Genomic DNA, 25830 nt, shown 5'->3' with positions numbered 1-25830 from the left:
CCAATAAGCTGCTATTTCGTGCATGATTCTCCGCCACAAAGGAAGCAGCCGGAATCAGCCATGAGTGCAACTATCGCTATTGTCGAAGACGAGCGCGCCATCGCCGAAAATTACCGCGATGCATTGCGCCGCAGCGGTTATCGAGTCGATCTCTACAGCGCAAGGATTGAAGCCATGGAAGCCTTTCGGCAGCGACTGCCGGATCTGGCAGTAATCGACGTCGGGCTCGGCAGTGAAGTGGAAGGCGGTTTTGAACTGTGCAGGGAGCTGCGCGCTATGGCCCCCAGTCTGCCAATCCTGTTTCTCACCGCCAGAGATTCCGAACTGGATATTATTTCGGGACTACGCCTCGGCGCCGACGACTATCTCACTAAGGATATCTCCCTGCCCCATATGCAGGCGCGTATCAACGCGCTGCTACGCCGAGTCAGCGTACTGCGCGACCAGAGCGATGAAGGGGAGAGCCTTACCCAGGGCAAGCTGGAATTGGATATTTCCCGGTTGCATTGCCACTGGGACGGAAGGGTAGTTGATCTCACTGTCACTGAATTCTGGATTGTCCACGCTCTAGCCAAGCGCCCCGGGCATGTGAAGTCCCGCAGTCAGCTGATGGAGGCCGCTCGGGTAGTTCTGGATGACAACACCATCACCTCCCACGTAAAGAGAATCCGCAAAAAATTTCAGGCCCTGGATAATGAATTCAACGCTATAGGTACAGCCTATGGCATGGGCTATCGCTGGCAGCTCTGATTGCCTTGGCAACATAGCAGCCGGTCTACAGCTTTTCGGGGACCCGTAGATGAAACTTCGCCGACAACTCCTATTGGTGAGCCTTGTGGCGCTGGCCCTGCCCTGGGCTGGGTGTCAGTATCTCCGTCAGGTGGATGCGGCACTGGCGCAGGGCCAACTACAGGCCCTCGAGGCCACAGCTGCTGCAATTGCCGCGCGCCTGGCCAGCGCACCAGAGTTAATCGCTCCCGATCCCGCACGCCATGCTAGACCGCCTGGAAGCCAGCTCTACTTAAACCCCCTCTCCCACCCTCCAGTTGTAGATGGTTACGGGGACGATTGGCGTCCCTGGGAGCTTACTCCCCGAGAACTGCTCAATGAGCAGCACATGCCCCAGGCCCAGATCACACTCGGCCAGTATGCTGATCAGATCTACCTACTTCTAACAGTAAGTGATGAGACCCCAGCCTACCGGGACCCTCGCACAAACCTGCTCGCCGGAGGGGATACCGTTCAGCTGTTTACCAATGGGCGCCATTATCTGTTGCCGGTGGCGAGCCGGGGGCCTGTCGAGGCCTTTTGGCACAATCCACGCGAAGGCAGCTACCAACGCGAATTGCGCCTACGCGGGCGCTGGACCGCTTCACCGAAGGGGTATCAACTAGAGCTCAGCCTTCCCTACACACTCACACGTGGCAGCCTGTCCATTCAAATACTCGACCGCACCAGTAGCAACGGTTCCCCACCAGTTCACAGTACCAGCACCCTTCCCGCCGATGGCCTGCCGGGGCACTTAGTTGCTCCACTGCCCAAGCTGCAGGGGGAATTGGACCACTTTGCCCGCCCAGACCTGCGCTTGGCAGTCGTAGACAGCGAAGGATTCTTGCTCGCCAGTAACGGCCAACCACAGGTGGCCATTGAGGAGCAGAGCACACCGCGGCCCTGGCTGCGCAGTTGGATTTATCGCAAACTGCTTGCCAGGGAAGAGCTACCAAAGCTACCCCCAAATGAACTGCCGCTAAGCAGTGGCATTGGACGTGATACAGCCGAGCAATGGTTTGGCGGGCCACTACAGTCGCGTATAGGAGCAGTCAGTGTGCCCGTGATAACCCGGGCTGACGAAGTCGTAGAAAGGCCTCTGCTGGGACGAGTGCTTGTGTTGCAGTCCGCTGAGGCTATGCAGTCGATGACCGATAGCGCCGCACACAGGTTATGGTTGATTAGCTGTGCGGCAGCAGCAACCGCACTGCTGTTTTTGCTCGGCTACGCCAGCTGGCTATCTTGGCGCATTCGCAAGCTGCACCACGCTGCGCGCAATGCGGTCGACAGCAGTGGCAAATTGCGTGGCAACTTTCCCCTCTCCTCTGCCAGAGACGAACTGGGCGCACTTAACCGTGCCTTTGCCAGTCTGCTAGGCGAGCTAGATCAGTATCACCAATACCTGCGAACCCTCGCCAGTAAATTGTCCCACGAGTTGCGCACGCCTCTCGCGGTGGTGCGCTCTTCACTCGATAACCTCTCCACCGGCAAACTGGATGAAGACAGCCGCCGCTATGCCGAACGCGCACTGGATGGCAGTGCCCGCCTATCCGGCATCCTCAACAGCCTCTCTGCGGCTAGCAACCTGGAAGCCAGCATTCATCAGGCAGAGCGCGAGCGCTTTGACTTGGCGGACCTGCTGGAAGTTATGGTGCAGTGCTATGGCGACGCCCACCCCCGCCACCAATTTTCTCTGAAAAAGCCTAATGGAGAGCTTCGCTGTGAGGGCGCGCCGGAGCTATTGGCACAGCTTTTAGATAAGCTGGTAGACAATGCCTGTAGTTTCGCCCCAAAGCACAGTGAGATTCAGCTTGCAGTCCACAGCGAAAAGGACGGATACCTAATTAGTGTGAGTAACGACGGTCCATTGCTACCCAATGGCTATGCACACAAGCTGTTCGATTCCCTGGTATCTGTGCGTAAGGAAGGTGACAACGCTGGGCATTTGGGCCTTGGATTGCATATCGCTAAATTGATTGCTGACTTTCACCGAGCCCGCTTGGAGGCTCGAAATCGCACAGATAATAGCGGTGTGGAGTTCAGCCTAAAACTGCCGACCCGCTAATCACGCACCAGCACTGGCAGACAAAGCGCAAGCTATCTGCCCAGATGGTTGACAAACAACCAGCTGTGGGGATAATGTCGCGTCCCGATCGGGCCCCAGGGCCTGTTAGTTACAGATTTATAGATTCCAGACAGGAGCAACCGGTGGCCAACTCACCTCAAGCGAAGAAACGCGCGCGCCAGAACGACAAGCGCCGCATGCATAACGCCAGTCTGCGCTCCATGGTGCGCACCTACATTAAGAAGGTAGTTGCGGCCATCGATGCAGGCGACGCTGAAAAAGCAAAAACTGCATACGCAGAAGCGGTTCCCGTTATCGACCGCATGGCAGACAAAGGCATTATTCACAAGAATAAAGCCGCTCGTCACAAGAGCCGCCTGAACGCTCAGGTTAAAGCTCTCGCCGCCTAATTCTTTAGGTAGCAGACACAAAAAACCCCGCAATGCGGGGTTTTTTTATGCCTGAAAGCCAGCGCTTCTGCTAGAGCAAGATAAGGTTATCTCTGTGTATCAACTCATCGTCATCACGATAGCCGAGCAACTCAACAAAGCGCTCCGATGACTGCCCGAGAATCCTGGCACTCTCACTGCTATCGTAATTTACAAGACCACGGGCGATCTCATGACCCGCACCATCAAGACAGGAAACCAGGTCTCCCCGGTGAAAACGCCCCTGCACCGCAGTCACCCCCACCGATAGCAAACTCTTACCACCATCTCGCAAGGCCCTCTCAGCACCACTATCGAGAGTGAGACTACCGCGCACCTGTAGCTGCCCGGCAAGCCAGCGCTTCCTCGCCGCCAAGGGGTCCGCCTCCGGAAGCAGGAGAGTTCCCAAATCCTCGCCCTTCCATACCCGCGTTACCACTCCCTCTCTGGCACCCCCGGCAATCACAGTGCAGGCACCGGAACGAGCCGCCAGTTGTGCTGCGCGTACTTTGGTGGTCATACCTCCTCGTCCCAGACCACTGCGGGAGTCCCCCGCCATCCCCAGCAGCCTCGGATCCAGCGCCGAGGCCTCACCAACGAGCTCCGCATCGGGGTTATCGCGAGGATCTTCGGTAAAGAGCCCATCGGCATCGGTCAAAATCAACAGGGCATCCGCCTCGACAAGGTTAGCCACCAACGCCGCCAAGGTGTCGTTATCGCCGAAACGTATTTCATCGGTTACAACGGTATCGTTTTCATTGACGATCGGCACAGCTCCCAAGGAGAGCAGTGTTCGCAATGTACTGCGCGCATTGAGGTAACGAGTGCGATTGGAGAGATCATCATGATCCAGCAAAATCTGCGCGCTGCGTATATCGAAGCGACCGAAAGCCTGCTCATAGACCTGCACCAGATGGCTCTGCCCTATCGCAGCTGCGGCCTGCAACTGATGGATCGACTCCGGTCTGAGGTTCCAGCCGAGACGATCCATACCCGCGGCTACTGCCCCAGAAGAAACCAACACCACTTCAACACCCTGCTGGCGCAATTCGGCGATCTGCGCCACCCAGGCGCAGATCGCCGAATTATTGACGCCACGACCATTATCAGTAAGCAGGGCACTGCCAATTTTTACCACCCAGCGCTGCCCCTTAGAAAGCCCTCTACGGGACACTGATACGGAGCCCATACTTCCTCCCTGGACACCGGCCCCTAGGGGCCTATCGAATTATCATCACATTGCCGGTAAAGAGCCGGAGCTGACAGAAATTCTGCGCGGCAGCACAGATTAGTCACCGGAAACATACGATTCAGGAGCGATACTCAATATCGACATCGTGATCGTCATCATCCCAATCTTCGTCATCATCGACATGCCCCTTGGCAGCCCTGCGTTTGGCGCGATGGCTATCCCGAAGCTCCTCGATACGCTCGCGGGCTTCGCGCTGCATCTGACGCTGCGCCTCCAGTTCAGCCTCAGCCAATTCCGGATCGAGATCCTCCAGCTCTTGGCGCTCCTCCAGGTAATCCATCAAGCGGCCGCTAAGCACATCCGTACCCTCACCGCGAATAGCCGCCACCCGGAACACCGGCCCTTTCCAGCCCAGCGCATCCACAACTGACTGACAGCGCTCTTCCAGTTCAGCAGCAGGCACCAGGTCGGTCTTATTCAGTACCAACCAGCGCTCGCGACCCGCCAGAGTATCGCTAAAACTAGCCAGTTCACGCTCGATAGCGCGGGCGTTCTCCACTGGGTCCGAACCATCAAATGGCGCCAGGTCTACCAGATGCAGGAGCACCCGGCAGCGAGTTAAATGCTTGAGGAAACGAATACCCAGGCCTGCTCCTTGAGCCGCCCCCTCAATCAAACCCGGAATATCGGCAATCACAAAACTGCGATGCCGCTGTACCTGTACCACGCCTAGGTTTGGCACCAAGGTCGTGAAGGGATAGTTAGCCACCTTAGGCTTGGCCGCCGATACCGCCCGAATAAACGTGGATTTGCCGGCGTTGGGCAACCCCAACATTCCCACATCCGCAAGCACCTTCAACTCCAACTTCAGGCTGCGAAGCTCACCCTCGCTACCATTGGTGGTCTGGCGAGGGGCTCGGTTAGTACTCGATTTAAAGCGCGTATTACCCAAACCGTGAAAGCCCCCCTGGGCGACCAGCAGGCGCTCACCGGCCCGGGTCATATCACCAACAGCTTCACCGGTATCCACATCGATTACTGTGGTACCCACAGGCACTTTAAGAACAAGGTCTTCCCCTTTGGCCCCAGTACAGTTACGCCCACGGCCAGGCTGGCCGCTCTCAGCGGCGTAACGGGGCTGGTAGCGGTAATCTACCAGAGTGTTGAGGGAATCATCGGCCTCCAGGTAGACGGAACCGCCATCACCGCCGTCACCGCCGTCCGGACCACCCTTCTCTACAAACTTTTCCCTGCGGAAACTCAGGCAGCCATTGCCGCCTTTACCCGCCTGCACAAATATGGGCGCCTCATCGACAAACTTCATAATCACTCCACCGCCACAGCGGTTGTCTCATCCGGTGCGCACATACACACACCTACCATCATATTCATCATACCAGCCGACAAGCCGCCACTCGCAGGCATCTGCCGCCCCAACTTCCCACCACCCCTCTATTAGGGCTGCCCCAACAAAAAAGCCCCGCAATAGCGGGGCTTTTTATGAAGCTAGGGCTTGCGACCGCTTAAGCAGTTTCGATAGAAACGAACTTGCGGTTGTTGGGGCCTTTAACTTCAAACTTCACAACGCCGTCCGCAGTGGCGAACAGGGTGTGGTCTTTGCCCATACCAACGTTAACACCAGCGTGGAACTTGGTGCCACGTTGACGAACGATGATGTTGCCTGCCGCTACAGCTTGGCCGCCAAAGCGCTTCACGCCCAGGCGTTTACTCTCGGAATCGCGACCATTTCGCGTACTACCGCCAGCTTTCTTATGTGCCATGAGTCGTTACTCCTCTCTTATGCCTTGATGCCAGTGATTTTAACTTCGGTGTACCACTGACGGTGGCCCTGGCGCTTCATGGAGTGCTTACGACGGCGGAATTTGATGATCTTCACTTTCTCGCCGCGGCCGTGGCTTACCACTTCAGCAGATACTTTAGCGCCGTCTACAACGGGAGCGCCGATGTTGATTTTGTCGCCATCAACGACCATCAGCACTTTGTCGAAATCGATGGTTTCGCCAGTAGCTACTTCCAGCTTTTCCAGGCGAAGTACTTCGCCTTCTTCTACACGGTGTTGCTTGCCACCGCTCTCAATAACAGCGTACATATTTCTATGCTCCGGTATGGACGACACGAAGCAGCGGGAGGACTATCGAGTCACTGCTCCGCATTTCGGGAGCTTGCGCCGTGTTGTTTAACATCTATTTCGCCGGCGGCACCAACAACAGTAAAGCCGCGGAGCCCGCAATCGACGGGGCGCAGATTCTAATCAATTCGCCGGGTTGATACAATAGCGGCCCTCTGCCGCCCGAGCCTTCGGGGGCGCCTGTCTAGTCGTATTAAGGAACTCTCAAATGCTGCCTTTTCACCGGGTCGCCGCCGAAGACTTTGCCGCGGTCAACCAGCGTATTCTCGACCAACTGCACTCGGATGTCCCCCTGGTGGAAAATATAGGCCACTACTTGGTTGAGGCCGGCGGCAAACGCCTGCGACCCCTGCTGGTACTGCTATGTGCCAGGGCCTGTAACTACCAAGATGAGGGCCATATTGATTTGGCCACCATTATCGAATTTATCCACACCGCCACCCTGCTACACGATGATGTGGTGGACACCTCCGATATGCGCCGCGGCCGCCTTACCGCCAATGCCAAATGGGGCAATGCACCCAGCGTCCTGGTGGGAGACTTTCTATACTCCCGTGCCTTCCAGATGATGATTGCCCTACAGGACATGCGCATCATGGCAATCCTCTCTGACACCACCAATACCATTGCCGAAGGTGAAGTACAGCAGCTGGTAAACGCCGGCGACCCAGAGGTCGGCGAAGAAAACTACTTCAGTGTAATTTACAAGAAAACCGGAGCATTGTTCGAAGCGGCCTGTGAGACCGCCGCCGTTTTGGCCGACTGTTCTGCCAAGGAACAAAATGCCCTGAAACTGTATGGACGCCATTTAGGCCTCGCATTCCAGCTGGTGGATGACGCCCTGGACTATCGAGGCAACCCGGAAGAACTAGGCAAAAATGTCGGCGACGATCTTGCGGAGGGCAAGCCCACACTTCCCCTGATCTACACCATGGCCAATGGCAGCCAAAACCAGGCGGCTCTGGTAAAGGCGGCAATTGAACAGCGCAGTGCAGCAAAGCTGGTAGAAATTGTCGAGGCTATTGAGGCCTGCGGAGCACTGGATTACACCATGGAGCGGGCCCGCGCTGCCGTGGAGGATGCCAAAACTCAGCTGGATTTCCTACCCGAGAGTGATCAAAAAACCGCACTACAACAACTAGCCAGCTTTGCCGTGGAGAGAAATGTCTAGCAAGCTCGGAGTATCGTCCTAGCCCTGGATACGAGAAGGCCAGATGCCGTAAACCAGCACCCATCAAAAAAGCCCCATAAAATGGGGCTTTTTTAATTTCAAGGCGGCAGCTCATGAAGCCTATTCAGAGCTGATCAGGAAATCATGAACGAATTAGCTTTAGTAGCTCTTCGGTCTTCTCACGCATCAAAGCCTTATCCCCGCGGGACTCAACATTGAGGCGAATCACGGGTTCAGTATTGGACATGCGTAAATTAAAGCGCCACTCGGCATAAGCCACGCTCAGACCATCCACGTGCTCGACACTGAGTGCATCTGCACCATACTTTTCCTCTGCAGCTTTAATAACGGCTGCCGCATCCTGCACCTTGGAGTTGATCTCACCCGAGCAAGGGAAAGCCGCCATGCGCTCCCCGACCAACTGGGACAGAGTTTTACCACTTCGGCTGACGAGCTCCGCCACCAACAACCAGGGGATCATGCCACTATCGCAGTAGGCGAAGTCACGGAAATAATGGTGTGCACTCATCTCACCACCATAAATAGCATCTTCTTTGCGCATGCGCTCCTTAATAAAGGCATGGCCAGTTTTACTCTGAACCGGCTCACCCCCAGCAGCACGCACAATATCTTCCGTATTCCACAGCAGGCGCGGATCGTGGACCACTTTGGCGCCTTTGTGCTTGACCAGGAAGGCCTCGGCAAGCAGGCCGACCACATAGTAGCCCTCGATAAAATCACCGTTTTCATCGAAGAAGAAACAGCGGTCAAAATCTCCATCCCAGGCAATACCAAAGTCGGCGCCACTCTCACGCACCGCCTCTGCAGTAGAGGCACGGTTTTCCGGTAGGATTGGGTTGGGGATACCGTTGGGAAAATTCCCATCTGGCTGATGGTGAACCCGCACAAACTCAAAAGGCAAGTGAGGGGCTAACGCATCGACAACTGCACCTGCACCACCATTGCCCGCATTCACTACCAGCTTCAAAGGCTTCAGCGCTTTACTATCAACATAACCCAGTAAGTGCTCAACAAAAGCCGGCCTGTGCTCAAAGCTCTGCAGTCCACCGCGCTCTGCAACAGGAGCGAAGTGGTTTTCCTCTGCCAGGCGCTTGATTTCCAATAACCCGGTATCCCCACTAATCGGCCTACTACCCGCGCGAACAAACTTCATGCCATTGTAATCCATGGGGTTATGGCTCGCGGTAACACAAATACCGCCATCAAAATCACCATGGAAAGTAGCGAAATACACTTCTTCGGTGCCGCATTCACCAATGTGGAAGACATCGGTACCAGCATCGCGCAAACCATTCACCAGGGCATCCGTCAGCTCACCACTGGTGAGTCGAATATCATGACCAACGACAACACGTTTCGCCCCCAGAAATTGGGCAAATGCCCGCCCCACCCGATAAGCCACTTCGGTATTCAGCTCATCAGGCACCCGGCCACGCAAGTCATAGGCTTTAAAGCAGGTCAACTCTGACACTTATTTTTTCTCCTCGGCAGCCTGTTCCGGCAGATACACATTTTCAAAGACGTGGTTAGTGGCCTCAATAAACCCTTCCACAGAGCCACAGTCAAAGCGCCGCCCTTTAAAAGCGTAAGCAAGAACACAACCCTGGCGCGCCTGGGTCAGCAGCGCATCGGTAATTTGCACTTCTCCATTTTTGCCCGGCGGGGTGTCACGGATGAGATCAAAAATATCTGGGGTGAGAATATAGCGACCTATGATTGCCTTGTTGCTTGGCGCATCTTCAGCGGCCGGCTTTTCCACCATATCCGTTACCTGGTATAGGCCCGGCTTGATTTCATTGCCGGCAATCACACCGAATTTATGAATCTGCTCCATAGGCACTTCTTCGACGGCCACTATGCTGCAGCGAAACTGCTTGTAAAGCTGCACCATCTGCGAAAGTACGCCAAGGTCATTATTCAGACACAGGTCATCCGCCAACACTACCCCAAATGGCTCATCCCCCACCAAGCGGCGTCCCTGTAATATCGCATCGCCTAAACCACGCATTTCGCCTTGGCGGGTATAAGAAAAGCTGGCACTGTCAATCACCTTCCGAACAGAGTCCAAATAGCGCTCTTTGCCAGTTCCGGCAATTTGGTGCTCCAGCTCGTAATTGGTATCAAAGTGGTCCTCAATAGCGCGCTTACCACGTCCAGTAACGAAACCTATCTCTGTAAGGCCGGCTTCGATAGCCTCTTCTACCCCATACTGCACCAACGGCTTGTTCACCAGTGGCAACATTTCCTTCGGCATCGCCTTAGTGGCTGGCAGGAAACGGGTGCCGTAACCGGCAACCGGGAATAAACATTTCTTGAGCATTATGCTCCCCCATGAACTTAAAACGAGCGCTCCTCCGCGCCGGGCGGGAACCTAACATAGCTAAAAAGAGAGTTCACTTACAAAGGATGACGCCAAATTCCTCCAATGTGTCAGCGCTCTACACAAATGATCATATAAGATGTTGTGAAGGTAATTACTACGACAGTCACAAAAATAATTTTGACTGACTGGACAAGCGACACACAGCGCTTAGAATGCCCGCTCTTACAAAAACGCTCAACATGAGTTGCGTAACCACCCAAAGCCGGGGAGAAGATGAGTAATTTTGTTCAAAAAAGTAGCTACAACAGAGAGGAGCTACTGACCTGCTCCAGCGGAGAGATGTTTGGTCCAGGCAATGCACAATTGCCCGCCCCCAACATGCTGATGCTTGACCGTATCACCCATATATCAAAAGAGGGGGGAGCATATGATAAGGGTGAAGTCATCGCCGAGCTGGATATACACCCCGACCTCTGGTTTTTTGATTGCCACTTTCCCGGTGACCCGGTAATGCCCGGGTGCTTGGGGCTCGATGCTATGTGGCAGCTCCTAGGCTATTTTTTGGCCTGGAAGGGTAATCCCGGACATGGCCGTGCCCTCGGCTGTGGGGAGGTAAAGTTTACCGGTCAAATTTTACCTACCAGCAAGAAGGTAACCTACCACATTCAAATGAGTCGGCTTGTTGAACGAAAGCTGGTTATGGGTATTGGCGATGGCACTGTGTCGGTGGATGGGCGTGAAATCTACACTGCAAAAGACCTTCGCGTTGGTTTATTTACTCGTACTGATAACTTTTAACTTTATTAAGCTCAGGCGGGCAAAACTTTAAAGGCCTTTACTACCAAGTACTGTTGGAGATCACTATGCGTCGGGTAGTCATTACCGGGATGGGCATCACATCCTGTATCGGTACCAATACAAAAGAAGTTACCGATTCACTAAGAGCAGGCCGCAGCGGTATCCGCTTCCAGGAGGAGTACAAAGAGCTAGGCCTGCGCAGCCAGGTTGCAGGCCCTGTGGATATTGATTTCAAAGAGCATATAGACCGCAAGCAACTGCGCTTTATGGGAGATGCAGCAGCCTATGCTTACATCGCCATGCGAGAGGCAATCGAAATGTCCGGCTTGGAGGAGAAAGACATCTCCAACCCTCGAACCGGCATTGTGATGGGTTCCGGCGGCACCTCCACCCAAAATATTATTGATGCCGCACACACGCTCAAGGAAAAGGGGGTTCGCCGTGTCGGCGCCTACCGAGTTCCCCAGGTGATGAACAGCACCGTTTCAGCCTGCTTATCCACACCCTATAAAATCAAAGGTGTGAACTACAGTATCTCCTCCGCCTGTGCCACAAGTGCCCACTGCATCGGCAACGGTGCCGAGCTGATTCAGATGGGCAAACAGGATATTGTCTTCGCCGGTGGCGGTGAGGAACTGGCCTGGAGTCTCACGCACCTGTTCGACGCCATGGGCGCTCTATCGAGCAAGTTTAACGACGACCCCACTAAGGCCTCACGCCCCTACGATGCCGATCGGGATGGTTTTGTTATCGCCGGTGGTGGTGGCTGTCTGATTCTGGAAGAAATGGACCATGCACTCGCCCGCGGCGCAACCATTTACGCCGAACTCACTGGCTACGGCGCAACTTCTGATGGGTACGATATGGTGGCCCCGAGTGGAGAAGGCGCAGTGCGCTGCATGCAACAAGCCCTGGCAGGTATGGATGGCAAAGGGCTTCAAGGCGGTGTGGACTACATCAACACCCACGGCACCTCAACCCCGGTCGGCGATATCGCTGAGCTAAAAGCCATGAGCGAAGTCTTTGCCGGCAAAGTGCCCGCATTTGCCTCCACCAAGTCTCTAACCGGACACTCCCTCGGCGCTGCCGGCGTGCAGGAGGCCATCTACAGTCTGCTAATGATGCAAAATAACTTTATTGCCGCTTCCGCCAATGTGGAACACCGGGACCCAGAAGCGGAAGGGATGGATCTAGTCACTGAATTGCGCGAGTGCGAGATTAAGCGTGCCATGTCCAACAGCTTTGGTTTCGGTGGTACCAACGCGTGCCTGATTTTCGATAAAGTTTAAAGCCGTTATCTTGATCCAAATAAAAAGGGCGCCACATTGGCGCCCTTTTTACAATCGCTCTAAAGCTATTCCTGCGTCTCCGTATCCAGACGCTCCAGCCACAGCTCCACCTGCCTAGTGAGGCCTTGGCGCCAGCTATGCTGCTGTATGCCAAAGACATCGCGCAACTTACCACAGGCCAACACCACCCCCCGGTTCTGGTCCGGCCCGGTTTCCAGTGCGCTGAATTGTGCGAACCTGCCCTCGTCGTAGAGTGACTGGGCTCGCTCCACAACCTCAAGAGCAAACTCCACCGCAGTACAGTCATCCGAGCTGCCGTAGTGATAGATCCCCCTAGCCTCAGCGCCACTGGCTAGTTGCTGCGCCACTGCAACTGCAACACGAGCCAGATCCAGGGCCGTGACCGGATTACCGCTATTACAGCCATCCAGTGTGACCGGCTCACCCGTCACAAAACCCCGTAACACCCGCCCCAGCAGAGCATCCGGGTTGCTATCCACCATCCAGCCAAAACGCAGAACTGTCAGATTCTCACATCCTGATAAGGCTTCCTCACAAGCCAGCCATTGCCGCCCACTATGAGATTGAGGTGCCGCCACCTCATCCTCGTCATATTTCCTCGGTTCACCACCGGCAAAGACCGCATAGGAAGAGAGGTGAATAACATGCTGACAGGAGCACTGTACCAATGACTCAGCAACCTCTAGGGCTTCCGGCATACCCTGGTCATCCGCGCATGCCGACGCATTAATGACAATAGAGGCGGGGCGCAACTTATCGAGTTCTGCGGGTGCGAGCAGCTGTGTACGGAAACCAGCACGCTGCAGGCGTTTCTGCAGCGCGCTATCGATATCGTTTCCGGCGCGAATCAGCGCAACCCGATCCGGCTTATATCCGGTATGTAGATCAGACACAGGACAGGCCTGTTTTAGAAGGGGATATCGTCGTCAAAGCTATTATCAAAACCACCGGCAGGGCCCTGGCTTTGCTGCTGCGCAGGTTGCTGTTGGTTACTGGGAGCCGGGCGCCCCTGATTACCCTGCTGATAGCCACCTTGCTGGAAACCGCCCTGCTGTTCGTAACCGCCTTGCTGACCGCCCATCTGGCTCCCCATAGCTGCACCTGCCGCACCCATTGCGGCACCGCCCATACCCTGACCGAAACCGCCCTGCTCTCCGCGACCATCCAGCATTTGCATTTCGCTGGCAACAATCTCCGTAGTGTAGCGATCCTGACCAGTATTCTTATCCTGCCATTTACGCGTGCGCAGCGAACCTTCTACATAGACCTTTGCACCTTTACGTAAATACTCACCGGCAATCTCTGCCAAGCGGTTGAAAAATACTACGCGGTGCCATTCAGTGCGCTCCTGCTGCTGGCCAGTCTGCTTATCCTTCCAGCTCTCGCTGGTGGCTAAGCTGATGTTGGTAACCGCACCACCGCTCGGCATATATTTGGTTTCTGGGTCATTACCCAGATTGCCAATTAAGATTACTTTGTTGATACCCCTGGCCATGGCCCTCTCCTCTCTTCGACCCGGGTCCCACCCGGAGCACTAATCATTCAATATTAAATTTCAGGTACGGTTTCACTCGTACTCTGAGTATGTAAGCATGCAGCCACTTACAGCTGCAGACAGTGTATTTTTATACAGCAGCATACAACAGACACCCACTGTTAGTAAGCGCTACCCTCACGGATATCGGAGAGCCGCTCGCGCAGAGCCCACCAAAGCAGCATCCAAGTTACCACTACAGCAAAACCGAGCCCCGCTACAGCACTGGCGCCACCGAGTCCATACAGATATCCGCCCAGACTGCCGCCGACAAAGGTGCCAAAAAACTGTAGCGTCGCATACAGGCCCGAAGCTGCCCCACGGGCATCCTCCGGGGCTTTGCGAGTCAACTGGGCCGGCAGTAAGGCTTCCAACAGATTGAAGCCCACAAAGAAAATACTCAGCAGCAGTACAACTGCTATTGTTCCATTCATCGGCAGTAACGCCGCGCTGCCAGCCACCAGAGCAAGCGCCGCCAGGTTCAGCGCAAGCGGCACTTTGCCAGAGCGCTCGGCCACACGCATTAAGGGCAGCATAATGATAAAGGTGCCCAGCATTAGCGGACCATAAAGTTTCCAGTGCTCATCCGCCGGCCAATCCAGGCGATCGACTAGCACCAGTGGCAATGCCACAAACAGCGCCGTCAATAGTAAGTGAGAAAAGAAGGCCCCGCTGACCAGGCGCCAGGTCAGGCCACTACCCAATACTTTGCGGAAACCACCCTTAAATACCGCAGGGCGCTTTGCTACTTGAGGGGTTGGTACCACCCGCCATACCAGCAACATGCCGAGTACGGCCAGTGCTGCTGTCAGCCAGAAAATGGCCGGCAGTCCGCCAGCACCCGCGAGTGCCGGGCCCAGTATTACCGCCAACATAAAGGCCACACCGATCGAGGCCCCGATCACGGCCATGGCAATGCCGCGCTTTTCATCCCGGGTCAAATCAGCCACCAGCGCCATCACTGCGGCAGCGATCGCTCCACACCCCTGCAACACCCGGCCGACAATCAGCCCATATACGGAATCTGTCTGAGCAGCGACGATACTGCCTAGGGCGAATAGCGCCAGGCCGGTATAAATTACGGGTTTTCGGCCCCAGCGATCAGACAGAAGTCCCAGCGGAATCTGCAATAAGGCCTGACTCAAACCGTAGGCACCCATGGCCAACCCCAGCAGCATCGGAGCGCTATCACGATAGCCTTCACCGTACACCGTGAGCACCGGCAGCACCATAAACAGGCCGAGCATGCGAAACACATAAAGGGAAGCCAGCCCACCCAGGGCTCGGCGCTCAATAGAATTCATGCAGCTCCCGGAACAGCGTCAAAGTGGGCGCGCATTGTACAGCGAGTGAGCGCCAGGCTGTAGTGGGAGCAGTACAACTTTCGCGGAGATCTAGCCTCGACCATAGTCGTCATCGAAACGGACTATATCGTCCTCGCCCAGGTAGCTGCCGGACTGCACCTCGATCAGCTCCAGAGGGATGGTGCCGGGATTTTCCAACCGGTGCGTCACCCCCAGGGGGATATAGGTGGATTGATTCTCGGTAACCAGCAGCTCTTCATCACCGCGGGTCACCCTTGCGGTGCCACGCACCACAATCCAGTGCTCCGCGCGGTGGTGGTGCATCTGCAGTGAAAGCTGTTGTCCAGGCTTAACCACGATGCGTTTTACCTGAAAACGCGGGCCCGCATCGATAGAGTCGTAGTAACCCCAAGGTCTATACACCTTGCGGTGTCGCTGGGCCTCGCTGCGGCCGGAGCGCTTGAGGCTTCCCACCAGTTTCTTCACCTCCTGAACCCGCTGCTTGTCAGCAATTAGCAGAGCATCGTCGGTATCCACCACCACCAGGTCCTCTACACCGAGCAAACTGACCAGGCGACTCTCCGCACGCACCAGGCAACCGCTGCTGTCTTCCTGCAACACATCTCCTTGCAGCAGATTGTCGTCGCCATCCCGCTCGGCCAGCTCCCACAATCCCAGCCAGGAGCCCACATCGCTCCAGCCAGCATCCATAGGTACTACAGCCGCAGACTCGGTAGGCTCCATAACCGCATAATCCACAGATTCATCGGCGCAAGCGGCGAAGGCCTCTCTATCCACCCTGGTAAAGTCCAGATCTCGAGCCGCCTGCTCGTAAGCAGTGCGACAGGCATTGAGGATATCTTCTCGATGCTGGCCCAGCTCCTCCAGATAGCGGGAGGCGCGGAACAGAAACATACCGCTGTTCCAGGAATAACCGCCATCCGCCAGGTAGGACTCGGCGGTATCGGCATCTGGCTTCTCGACAAACTCTGTTACCGACCATACACCGGCAGAGAGCGCCTCTCCGCGGCGGATATAGCCGTAACCGGTCTCTGCCCGAGTCGGAACAATACCAAAAGTCACCAAATGTCCCTGCTCAGCTAAGGCCCGGGCAGGCTTGAGTGCCTCCTGAAAGGCCGCCACATCGGCCACCGCGTGGTCCGCCGGCAGTATCAGTAGCAGGGGGTCTTCACCAGATTCAAGCGCTGCTATGGCCGCCAGAGCGATAGCGGGTGCCGTATTGCGCGCACAGGGCTCCAGCAAAATAGATTGGGCACCGTGACCAATCTCGCGCAACTGCTCCGCTGCAGCAAAGCGATGCTCCTCATTGCACACTAAAATCGGAGCCTGTAGCTGTGCCACGCCTTCCAACCGCCTCGCGGTGGCCTGCAACATGGTTTCTTCACCTGTTAGCGGCAAAAATTGCTTTGGGTAGGTTTCCCGGGACAGTGGCCACAGGCGCGAGCCAGTGCCGCCACAAAGAATTACAGGGATCATCAGCGCTTTCTGTTCATCGGTTGGTTTTTTGCGGTAGACGATTTTGGCACATTGGGTCGCGAGTTTATACTCGGCTGTTTTCCCGGCACCGCAGTTGTGATCGCCCCGTGCGGAGCAAGTCCGTGGCCCGGCCCAGTATTAGCAGCAATATAGGTAGAGCGTGGACACGATTTATGTGAGGGGTGCTCGCACCCACAACCTGAAAAATATCGATCTGGACATCCCCCGCGACAAGCTGATCGTGATAACCGGACTGTCTGGTTCCGGTAAATCCTCCCTGGCCTTTGACACCCTTTACGCTGAAGGCCAGCGCCGCTATGTGGAATCCCTGTCCACCTATGCACGGCAATTCCTATCGATGATGGAAAAGCCGGATGTGGATACTGTTGAGGGACTGTCGCCGGCCATCTCCATTGAGCAGAAGTCCACCTCCCACAACCCGCGCTCCACCGTGGGCACCATTACTGAGATTTACGACTACCTCAGACTGTTGTTCGCCCGTGTCGGCGAACCGCGCTGCCCGGAACACGACGAACCGCTACAGGCCCAGACCGTGAGCCAGATGGTGGATCAGGTACTGACCCTGCCGGAGAGCACTAAGCTGATGCTACTGGCACCCGTAGTACGCGACCGCAAGGGCGAGCACCAGCATGTATTTGAACAGCTGCGCCGTGACGGCTTCGTTCGAGCACGTATCGATGGCGTTATCTGTGATCTGGACGACACGCCCAAGCTGGACAAGCGACGCAAGCACACCGTAGAGGTTGTGGTAGACCGCTTTAAGGTGCGCGATGACCTGCAGTTACGCCTGGCGGAGTCCTTCGAAACTGCTTTGAATCTCACCGATGGCATCGCTTCCATCAGTTTTATGGATGGTGACCAGGAAGACCGACTTTTTTCCGCACGCCACGCCTGCCCCGTCTGTGACTATTCACTGGACGAACTGGAACCGCGCCTGTTTTCCTTCAACAACCCGGCCGGCGCCTGCCCCAGTTGCGACGGCCTGGGGGTTAAGCAGTTCTTTGACGAGGATAAGGTGATTCTCGACCCAGAGAGCAGCATCTCCGAGGGTGCTATTCGCGGTTGGGACAGACGCAACATCTACTACTATCACATGCTCGACTCCCTCGCCGAGCACTACGGCTTCGATCTGGACAAACCCTGGAAGAAACTACGCAAGGGGCACCGCAAGATCATTTTACAGGGCAGCGGCGATGAGGAAATCGACTTCAGCTATGTGAATGATCGCGGTGATGTTACCGTGCGGCAGCACACTTTCGAGGGCATTATTCCCAACTTCCAACGCCGTTATCGGGACACGGAATCCCAATCTGTACGCGAAGAACTGGCCAAATACCTGAGCACACAAAAATGCCCTGAGTGCCATGGCACCCGACTGCGCCGCGAGGCCCGTCATGTCTTTGTGGATAATCGTACCCTGGCACAGATTACCGAGCTGCCCGTCGGCGATGCTTTCAACTATTTTGATCACGAGCTGACCTTCAGAGGTGCCCAAAAAGAAATTGCCGATAAAATTCTTAAAGAGCTGCGCGATCGCTTTCGCTTCCTGGTAGATGTGGGGCTCAACTACCTAACTCTGAATCGCAGCGCAGAAACTCTATCTGGCGGTGAGGCACAGCGGATTCGCCTGGCCAGCCAGATCGGGGCCGGCCTGGTGGGCGTAATGTATATCCTCGACGAGCCTTCTATTGGCTTACACCAACGGGACAACGAACGCCTACTTAACACTCTTACCCATCTACGCGATATCGGTAACACAGTCATTGTCGTTGAGCACGATGAGGACGCTATCCGCAGTGCCGACTTTATTGTCGATATAGGCCCCGGTGCCGGTGTTCACGGTGGCGAAGTCGTCGCGGCTGGTACCGCGGATAAAATCACCAAGTGTAAAAAATCTCTCACCGGACAGTACCTGTCCGGAAAAAAGAAAATTGCTGTACCGGAAGAGCGCTATATCCCCAACGAGGACTATATGCTGCGCCTCGAAGGTGCCAGCGGCAACAATTTGCAAAACGTAGACCTGGAAATCCCCGTAGGCCTCTTTACCTGTGTCACTGGTGTCTCGGGCTCTGGTAAATCTACCCTAATCAATACCACCCTCTACCCTCTTGCTGCCACAGCACTCAATAAAGCCACCACCTTGAAGGCCTCCCCTTATGAGTCCGTTCATGGGTTAGAGCATTTCGATAAATGTGTGGATATCGATCAGAGCCCTATCGGCCGCACCCCGAGGTCTAATCCGGCCACCTACACAGGTATTTTTACCCCGATTCGAGAGCTATTTGCCGGTACCCAGGAAGCACGCTCACGTGGCTACAAGCCAGGCCGTTTCAGCTTTAATGTAAAAGGTGGTCGCTGTGAGGCTTGTCAGGGCGACGGTGTGATCAAAGTGGAAATGCATTTTCTACCGGATATCTATGTGCCCTGCGACACCTGCCATGGTAAACGGTACAACCGCGAGACCCTGGAAGTACATTACAAAGGCAAAAATATTCACGAGGTATTGGAAATGACAGTGGAAGATGCGAGAGAGTTTTTTGACCCCGTGCCCGCAATTGCCAAGAAATTACAAACTCTGATGGATGTCGGTCTCTCCTATATCAAACTTGGCCAGGCGGCCACCACACTTTCCGGTGGCGAAGCGCAGCGAGTAAAACTCTCCCGTGAACTGTCCAAGCGCGACACCGGCCAAACCTTGTATATCCTTGACGAACCCACCACTGGCCTGCATTTTGCCGACATCCAATTATTACTGGATGTCTTACATCGCCTGCGCGATCACGGCAATACCATCGTGGTTATCGAACACAATCTAGATGTGATCAAAACTGCTGACTGGATTGTGGACCTGGGCCCGGAAGGCGGCTCCGGTGGAGGACAGATTATTGCAGCAGGGACTCCAGAGGATGTGGCAGAAATGAAAGTTTCCCATACCGGCCGCTTCCTTAAACCCATGCTTGGATAAATTGATGGCCAGAGCGCTTGGCCCCTCGGTACTTTTCTGGCAAATCTCTATGCTGCTCTTAAAAGACTCTGAGTATTTTCGTCTTGCTTCAGGGGGCTCCCCCCTGAAGCAAGAGAAGTGCCTCTGTGAATTACTCGAAGACTCCCCTTACCTTTTAAAGACCTAAATAAATGAATTTTCTCAATAAAGAAAGGCTCAACTTAATAATTGCATTATGCGCAATTTTAATTTCTATAGCCTCTTTTTATGCCACTTATCTGCAAGCCAAGGCCGCAAACAAACAAGTCCGAGTTATGACTATGCCTGTGGTTAAATTTGATCAAGGAAACTTTGATGGAGCGACACAAAAACCAACTATAATCTTCTCATTACATAACGCCGGCTCGGGACCCGCAATTCTGAAGTCTCTAGAGTTCACTTATCATGATAAGACTTACTCAGACTTTGAAGCGTTTCTAACCTCTTGCTGCCACAAAGAAGAAAAAAATTTATATCAGACGATTCACGAGCTAGAAAATAAAGGAGAAAGCACTCTCGCGGCAAGGAGTGGCTTAAACACAGTAATATTGGAACAAGCCATTATCGCTTCACATTTCTCCCTAAAATTCTTGACACTTCAAAGAACATCCGCCAATGAACCACTTTGGACAAAGTTAAATGCATTAAGAAATGACATTGAAGTGAAAGCATGTTTTTGCTCACCTCTGGGCGACTGCTATGAATCAAAAGGTGTACAAATTTCTTCAGAGGTAAAGTCTTGCCCTACAAGTTGAAAATGAAATAGTTTAGGCCTAAAGATAAGTGCAAGTCGAAGGGACTGATATTATGCGCATAGACATCAACTGTGACCTAGGGGAAGGTAGCGATCTAAAAAGCTGCATTAGAGACACACAAATCATGCCCTTTATTTCCCGCTGCAATATCGCCTGTGGCGCTCACGCAGGAAACCGGGACATTATGCGCCTTTCCATTTTCAACGCACAAAAACATCATTTAAAAATTGGAGCACACCCCGGCTATCCAGATCGGGAAAATTTTGGAAGAAAGTCTGTCAAACTCCCAATAAATCTATTACTTGACTCATTGTTTCAACAGATCAAGCAGCTGCAATTCCTGACTACTGAAGCAGGTGTACTGCTGGATCACGTTAAACTACATGGCGCTTTATATAACGATGCCGAAGCAGATAGGTTACTCGCTAAAGAAATTATCTCACTCTTCGCCAAAGAGTATCCCTCTCTGAAAATTATCGGTTTAGCCAACGGTGCGATGGAGTCTGTGGCAATAGAGAAGCAGTGCACCTTTTATCGGGAGGGTTTTATAGATAGGCACTACTTAAACAAAGACAAATTGGCCCCACGTAATCTACCTGGCTCAGTGCTAAATAATATTGAAAACTGCCTAGAACGAGCTGTCGCATTGGCAAAGGGTACAGACTTCACAAGCTATTATGGCACACCGCTGAAATTCTCTGTGGATACGATTTGTTTACATGGTGACAATCCTGCCGCTCTAAAAATCGCAAAAGCACTAGTCAAGCACCTACAACATCATGGCCTGAACATACAATCGTGACATCCTCCAAACAAAGAAACCACTCAACTAAGCTCCATTTTAGTGTTTACCCAAATGGAGATAGTGCGTTAGATATCCGCTTCAACTCAGAGCCAAGTGAAAACCTTAGCCGTCATATTATTGGGCTTAAAGAATATCTCCTTAACAAAAACCCTAATAACTTTATTGAATTAATTCCTGCCTATCAATGTCTGACACTAATTTTTAACCCTGCTATATCTGATAGCGAGATGCTCTCACAGAAAGTTCAACAATCAATTCAAGACTTCCTTAAAGCCCACAAAAACATCTCACGAAAACCCCGTACTATTCGCATTCCTGTGTGCTATGAATCAATTTTTGCTCCAGATATTTCAATATTGAGCAAACACACTGGCTTATCCAGCAAAGAAATTATTAAGCTGCATACAGCACCCTCTTATCTCGTACATATGTTGGGCTTTACTCCCGGATTTTTGTATCTCGGCGGTCTCAACCCTAGACTGGAATGTCCTCGCAAAAAAAATCCACGGGTGCGCATTCCTGCAGGAGCTGTTGGCATCGGCGGCAGCCAAACAGGAGTTTACCCACAGGCCACACCAGGAGGGTGGCAAATTATCGGCCAGACTCCCATTCAATTATTCCAACCCTACAGCAGCCATCCATTTATTGCAGATCCATTAGATATCATTAAGTTCTATTCGATCAATCAAGCAGAATTTGACGATATTCATCAGTCTATAATGTGAAACTGATCTAACTATGAGTATCTATTTTATTCGTCCAGGACTACAAACAAGCATTCAAGACTTTGGACGCCCAGGTCTAATGCACTGTGGAATTCCCCAAGGAGGCGCAGCCGACATCCTGTCCATGCAACTTGCCAATCTGCTATTGGGTAACTGCCTTAACAACCCTGTATTGGAATTAACGTTAACTGGTCCAGTTATTAGGTTCGAATGTGATATCTCAATAGCTATCACAGGAGCACAATTCAATGTTCTGTTAAATAAAATAACTGTAGAAAATTACAAGGTCATCAAAGTTAAGCGGGGAGATATTTTAGAATTTGGTCGACTACTAAGTGGCACCAGAGCATATATTGGCTTATCCGCCAAAATTTCTACCCCCCAGGCTTTCAACAGCGTATCAACACACTTAATCAGTCACTTTGGAGGCAACAAAGGAAAGGCTATCAGTTACGAAGAACGCTTTCATTTGAAAAATATTCGCATCGCAAAATCCGCTCACATAGATCGAAGCCTACAACCCTGCTATCAATCTCGACCACTTTTGAGAGTCATCTACGGACCAGAAAAAAAGCGATTTACAGAGTTAACATTAAATAATTTTTTTAGAAAAACCTTTCAAGTATCCGCCCAGAGCAATCGTATGGGGATTCGCCTATCCCCATCAATCATTGTAGACTCTAAAGCTATTACGGACAGTTCGGATGAAATGATTTCCTCCGGACTTTACCCAGGCAGTATTCAGATACCTAACAATGGCGAACCCATTATTTCTTTTATTGAGGGGCAAACTATCGGCGGATATCCTCGTATTGCCCATATCATTCGAGCCGACCTGCATAGATTAGGACAACTCAAGGCTCAGGATAAAATTAATTTTCAACTAGTCAATCAAGCACAGGCAAGAGAGATACTATTAAAAAAAATGAAGTATCTTGAGAACCTTAAAAATAATCTAGCACCAGAAAATAATGAGTCTTTCATCCTCTAAAGCAAGGCTTAGGTTAACGTTTTTCACTTTATGTAAGAAAAACAATTAAACTACGAAAGTCGCCCCCTTATGTAGCAGCCTGGTCACACATTGTGACTAAGCAATATTTATCCAAACCAACCAACGCGCACTCCAAAAACCATCGACACTCCAAACTTAATAAAATATTTTTCACGAAATCTGTCAGACCAATTGGTCCAGCATGACTTAGTAGTTTTAATTAGTCTTTAGCTAGACCAAAAGTCCATTATTAACTAGTCTTCTTGGGTTTTACCTAAAGCGCGATTTGGACGAGTGTCCTACTTAGCTAACTGCAAGCGTTGAAGTGACGTTATTTTCTACAACTTGTGTTCGCGATGCGGCCTGGTCCAGAGAGAAAACACCAATTACCGGAAGGGGATTAATAATGATAAAAATTCTCCGTGGTTTAACTATGGCATTTATTGCCAGCTCACTCCTTATCACCTCATATGCACAAGCAGAACCAGGTGATTACAATTTTTGGAAAACCCTCAAACACCTCTTTGACCCTCCCAACGCTGATGCACCGGTCTCTACCCAGCAAGCTCAGGGGATGTATCCTCTGACCATGCACGACCCAAGCTTTAACGATGACTTCGAGCCTAAAGATTTTAATACTTGGCAAAAAGTAGATGTTCCTGCCAGTACCGGCGCCATGTGTGGCAATGGCTCCCCCTATAAATTTTTTGTTTATCGGGTGCCCGATACCAGCAATACCATTTTTTATTTTGAAGGTGGCGGTGCCTGTTGGGACTACGAAAGCTGCTCCGGCCAGGCTGGTATTCGCGGGGCACGCAACCCTAATGGCATCCCTGATGACTATCTCAGTAATGTACACCTCCTAGATTTCACAAATTTCGATAATCTCACTACCGCAGGTGTTTCACCCCTTATTTATACTCACCATCCTTACAACCAGTATAAAACTGGCGAGTGGAACATGGTTTACGTTCCATACTGCACTGGTGATATTTATGTTGGTGATAAGACAGAGATATATAAGGATAAGACTGGACAGAATTCGGATCTAATTTGGCATCATAATGGCCTGCGCAATGTGCAGGCAGTAACCTCATGGGTAAAGAATAATTTGCAGAAACCCAAGCAAATGCTTGCCGCTGGTTGCAGTGCAGGCAGCGTAGGGGCTCTGTTAAATTACACGAAGCTTCGTGAGGATATGGATGTCGAATACGGCTATCTGATAGATGATTCCGGCCCGCTTTACAAAGCGCCTCTGGACAGTGAAAACAACACTCAATACCCATCCTTACCGTTACACAACGAAGTGCTTCATTCCTGGACTACTTATACAACTGATGGGGATCCCAATGAAGAGAACCCTATTAATGCGATAAAATCTTTTACTCCAGGATTTGACAGCAATCAGTTGGCTTCGATATACCGCGCACTGTCAGATAAATTCCCTACAGATCGCCTGGGTATCACGCACTTCCTGGCGGATGGTAACTTTTCTTCATACTCCTATGAGCGCTTCTACGAAGATATTTACAACGACCCAGATGCCAACTCTCGTTTAGATAAACTACGCCAGCGCTGGCAAAAGGACACCCATGAAAATCTAATACCACTCTTGGATCAAACCAGTAATTGGGGCTACTACTTCCCAATGTTTCGCAACCTAAATGAGAGCCACTGCACCACTATTATTGACCTCAAGTACGGTGAAATTGCTGAGCATGGATTGGAGTTAGAGGACTTCCTAAACAACATCGTGAACCACAACGGTGGTGGAATGATTCGCGCCTATGAGACAGATAAAGTATCTGACTTTGATAACAACAGTAATTGGTTCTATGACTTGATTGGCTTATTTATGTAAGAGAGCTAAGCGGAAGACAGTGCTGCTGACTAACAGCAGCACTGTTATTTGATTAGCTACCGTACACTGTTTCCCGAGCTTCCTGTAAGCGTTGTCGCAAATATTCTTGCTTATTCATTCCATTGGGAAAAGATGTCATTTGCTGAACCTCTTCAACAATAGAGCGCTCTAGATCTTTATAGGTAGAGAAGCCTGGCACTTGAGTATGTGGGTCATAGCGGCTGATCACTGACTGAGCCTTTTCTCGATAAATATTAAAAAGTTCTTCGGCGCGCTGCTTGAAATCGGCTTCGTTAAGGCTATTTTTTTCTAACCAGGCTAGTTTCATCGACAGTGCTTCATAACCCGTTACTCGTTTCTCACTCTCCACCTGCTCAATTGCGTCCCAGGCCTCAGCACTGGATAAGTTCCCAAGGTCGGCAAAGTAATCTTTTAACTCCTGCTTTAACTTCTCACGATCGAGATAGGCCTTCACCCTAGGATGGTCCAGTAGTTCCACCATCTCCGTTGTATCCAGCTCTGACCAAGGTATTTTTTCAGAGATATCCTGTGCCAACCCATTATTTTCCTTTAATGGCTGCACAAACTGTTGCACTCTCGCCACACTTTCTTTGACATTAATATCGTAATGATCAATGCCGACAACAGCTAGGCTTACTGCACCGGCAAGCAATATCAGTTTTTTCATATCCAATTACCGAGCAAATTTAAATTTATATTTCGTTATGTCGGTAACTATATAAGCAGAGAAAAGCGGGGGGATGAATGGGAAGGGCGTCCCAGCTGAAGAGATATGCGCCAATATCTATTAAACAGCTGGAAAGTAAGAGAATCAGCTAAAGCGACTTATACCCAGCTCAAAGGTTGTTCATCACCTTTTTTAGCAGAACAGGGGTCTTTGGAGGTCTTTGGTGCGACATAGCCTAGCTGCTGCTCTTTAGGCAGATTTTGGGCCTCCCAGCTGGCAACCGCCTCTGCACAGAGACTACGTTGCTCTGCAGTAATCACAACACCATTGGGCCATTTACCCAACTCAATTGCTCGCCGCAGGCTGGCAACAATTTGCGGGTTCAAATTATTTAACAACTGCTCAAAAGACATACAAAATTCTCCCGTATATACAAAAAAG

At 52.2% G+C, this 25830-nt stretch carries 24 protein-coding genes; 12 read left to right on the top strand and 12 right to left on the bottom strand.

The window, feature by feature from the left end:
* Nucleotides 1-60 precede the first annotated feature (60 nt).
* From pdsR to rpsT, 3 genes are all read left to right on the top strand, one after another.
* Nucleotides 61-750: a proteobacterial dedicated sortase system response regulator gene (gene pdsR, locus ACJJJA_RS03895; protein WP_252084443.1), complete on the top strand. Its 690-nt coding sequence runs from the start codon at nt 61-63 to the stop codon at nt 748-750.
* Between the two features lie 49 nt (nt 751-799).
* Complete coding sequence (locus ACJJJA_RS03890; protein WP_444903772.1) at nt 800-2833, top strand: ATP-binding protein; 2034 nt, start codon at nt 800-802, stop codon at nt 2831-2833.
* Nucleotides 2834-2976: 143 nt separating this feature from the next.
* Entirely contained in the window at nt 2977-3243 is a 267-nt protein-coding gene (rpsT, locus tag ACJJJA_RS03885) for a 30S ribosomal protein S20 (protein ID WP_020411431.1), read from the top strand.
* Between the two features lie 70 nt (nt 3244-3313).
* Here rpsT and proB read toward each other — a convergent pair whose 3' ends face one another.
* The 4 genes from proB to rplU all read right to left on the bottom strand — a co-directional run bounded on the left by proB (nt 3314) and on the right by rplU (nt 6563).
* Entirely contained in the window at nt 3314-4450 is a 1137-nt protein-coding gene (gene proB / locus ACJJJA_RS03880) for a glutamate 5-kinase (protein WP_444903771.1), read from the bottom strand.
* Nucleotides 4451-4571: 121 nt separating this feature from the next.
* Complete coding sequence (cgtA, locus tag ACJJJA_RS03875) at nt 4572-5777, bottom strand: Obg family GTPase CgtA (protein ID WP_444903770.1); 1206 nt, start codon at nt 5775-5777, stop codon at nt 4572-4574.
* Nucleotides 5778-5976: 199 nt separating this feature from the next.
* Nucleotides 5977-6234: a 50S ribosomal protein L27 gene (rpmA, locus tag ACJJJA_RS03870; RefSeq protein ID WP_067086922.1), complete on the bottom strand. Its 258-nt coding sequence runs from the start codon at nt 6232-6234 to the stop codon at nt 5977-5979.
* A gap of 17 nt (nt 6235-6251) precedes the next feature.
* Entirely contained in the window at nt 6252-6563 is a 312-nt protein-coding gene (gene rplU / locus ACJJJA_RS03865; protein WP_252084438.1) for a 50S ribosomal protein L21, read from the bottom strand.
* 247 nt (nt 6564-6810) lie between these two features.
* On the opposite strand from rplU, the gene ispB reads away from it, so the two are divergent.
* Nucleotides 6811-7773 (top strand): octaprenyl diphosphate synthase, encoded by a 963-nt coding sequence (gene ispB, locus ACJJJA_RS03860; RefSeq protein WP_444883701.1) that lies wholly within the window; start codon nt 6811-6813, stop codon nt 7771-7773.
* Nucleotides 7774-7915: 142 nt separating this feature from the next.
* On the opposite strand, the gene ACJJJA_RS03855 is transcribed toward ispB, so the two are convergent.
* Together ACJJJA_RS03855 and galU are read right to left on the bottom strand one after the other, a co-directional pair.
* Entirely contained in the window at nt 7916-9265 is a 1350-nt protein-coding gene (locus ACJJJA_RS03855) for a phosphohexomutase domain-containing protein (protein ID WP_444903769.1), read from the bottom strand.
* Nucleotides 9266-10114 carry a UTP--glucose-1-phosphate uridylyltransferase GalU gene (gene galU, locus ACJJJA_RS03850; protein WP_444883699.1) on the bottom strand — a complete coding sequence of 283 codons (849 nt, stop codon included), beginning with the start codon at nt 10112-10114 and terminating at the stop codon, nt 9266-9268. It abuts the gene before it with no gap.
* A gap of 276 nt (nt 10115-10390) precedes the next feature.
* Here galU and fabA point away from each other — a divergent pair, with 276 nt between their 5' ends.
* Both fabA and fabB read left to right on the top strand, forming a co-directional pair.
* Complete coding sequence (fabA, locus tag ACJJJA_RS03845) at nt 10391-10915, top strand: 3-hydroxyacyl-[acyl-carrier-protein] dehydratase FabA (protein WP_444883698.1); 525 nt, start codon at nt 10391-10393, stop codon at nt 10913-10915.
* 65 nt (nt 10916-10980) lie between these two features.
* Nucleotides 10981-12204, top strand: a complete 1224-nt coding sequence (gene fabB / locus ACJJJA_RS03840; protein WP_444887964.1) for a beta-ketoacyl-ACP synthase I — start codon at nt 10981-10983, stop codon at nt 12202-12204.
* 65 nt (nt 12205-12269) lie between these two features.
* On the opposite strand, the gene ACJJJA_RS03835 is transcribed toward fabB, so the two are convergent.
* The 4 genes from ACJJJA_RS03835 to ACJJJA_RS03820 form a co-directional block, all read right to left on the bottom strand.
* Nucleotides 12270-13118, bottom strand: a complete 849-nt coding sequence (locus ACJJJA_RS03835) for a sugar nucleotide-binding protein (protein ID WP_444903768.1) — start codon at nt 13116-13118, stop codon at nt 12270-12272.
* A 14-nt stretch (nt 13119-13132) separates the two neighbouring features.
* Nucleotides 13133-13720: a single-stranded DNA-binding protein gene (gene ssb / locus ACJJJA_RS03830; RefSeq protein WP_252084431.1), complete on the bottom strand. Its 588-nt coding sequence runs from the start codon at nt 13718-13720 to the stop codon at nt 13133-13135.
* Nucleotides 13721-13881: 161 nt separating this feature from the next.
* The gene (locus tag ACJJJA_RS03825) at nt 13882-15063 is read right to left on the bottom strand and encodes an MFS transporter (protein ID WP_444903767.1); all 1182 of its coding nucleotides are present in this window, start codon (nt 15061-15063) and stop codon (nt 13882-13884) included.
* A gap of 90 nt (nt 15064-15153) precedes the next feature.
* Nucleotides 15154-16560, bottom strand: a complete 1407-nt coding sequence (locus ACJJJA_RS03820; RefSeq protein WP_444903766.1) for a mannose-1-phosphate guanylyltransferase/mannose-6-phosphate isomerase — start codon at nt 16558-16560, stop codon at nt 15154-15156.
* A 160-nt stretch (nt 16561-16720) separates the two neighbouring features.
* On the opposite strand from ACJJJA_RS03820, the gene uvrA reads away from it, so the two are divergent.
* The 6 genes from uvrA (at nt 16721) to ACJJJA_RS03790 (ending at nt 24701) form a co-directional block, all read left to right on the top strand.
* Entirely contained in the window at nt 16721-19546 is a 2826-nt protein-coding gene (gene uvrA / locus ACJJJA_RS03815) for an excinuclease ABC subunit UvrA (RefSeq protein WP_444883692.1), read from the top strand.
* Nucleotides 19547-19716: 170 nt separating this feature from the next.
* Complete coding sequence (locus tag ACJJJA_RS03810; protein WP_444903765.1) at nt 19717-20319, top strand: hypothetical protein; 603 nt, start codon at nt 19717-19719, stop codon at nt 20317-20319.
* A 52-nt stretch (nt 20320-20371) separates the two neighbouring features.
* Entirely contained in the window at nt 20372-21121 is a 750-nt protein-coding gene (gene pxpA / locus ACJJJA_RS03805) for a 5-oxoprolinase subunit PxpA (protein ID WP_444903764.1), read from the top strand.
* Nucleotides 21118-21849, top strand: coding sequence for a 5-oxoprolinase subunit PxpB (pxpB, locus tag ACJJJA_RS03800; RefSeq protein ID WP_444903763.1), 732 nt, complete (start codon nt 21118-21120; stop codon nt 21847-21849). Before pxpA ends, pxpB begins: the two co-directional genes overlap by 4 nt.
* 13 nt (nt 21850-21862) lie before the next feature.
* The gene (locus ACJJJA_RS03795; protein WP_444903762.1) at nt 21863-22840 is read left to right on the top strand and encodes a 5-oxoprolinase subunit C family protein; all 978 of its coding nucleotides are present in this window, start codon (nt 21863-21865) and stop codon (nt 22838-22840) included.
* Nucleotides 22841-23246: 406 nt separating this feature from the next.
* The gene (locus tag ACJJJA_RS03790) at nt 23247-24701 is read left to right on the top strand and encodes a pectin acetylesterase-family hydrolase (RefSeq protein ID WP_444887955.1); all 1455 of its coding nucleotides are present in this window, start codon (nt 23247-23249) and stop codon (nt 24699-24701) included.
* Nucleotides 24702-24753: 52 nt separating this feature from the next.
* Here ACJJJA_RS03790 and ACJJJA_RS03785 read toward each other — a convergent pair whose 3' ends face one another.
* Both ACJJJA_RS03785 and ACJJJA_RS03780 read right to left on the bottom strand, forming a co-directional pair.
* On the bottom strand, nt 24754-25389 hold the full coding sequence (locus ACJJJA_RS03785; protein WP_444887954.1) for a hypothetical protein: 636 nt from the start codon (nt 25387-25389) through the stop codon (nt 24754-24756).
* A gap of 158 nt (nt 25390-25547) precedes the next feature.
* Nucleotides 25548-25802 carry a YeaC family protein gene (locus ACJJJA_RS03780; RefSeq protein WP_444887953.1) on the bottom strand — a complete coding sequence of 85 codons (255 nt, stop codon included), beginning with the start codon at nt 25800-25802 and terminating at the stop codon, nt 25548-25550.
* Nucleotides 25803-25830: the final 28 nt, after the last annotated feature.

This window comes from Microbulbifer mixtoriginis (SeqCode), assembly GCF_052466865.1.
This window is presented reverse-complemented; position numbering and strand designations above follow the sequence as displayed.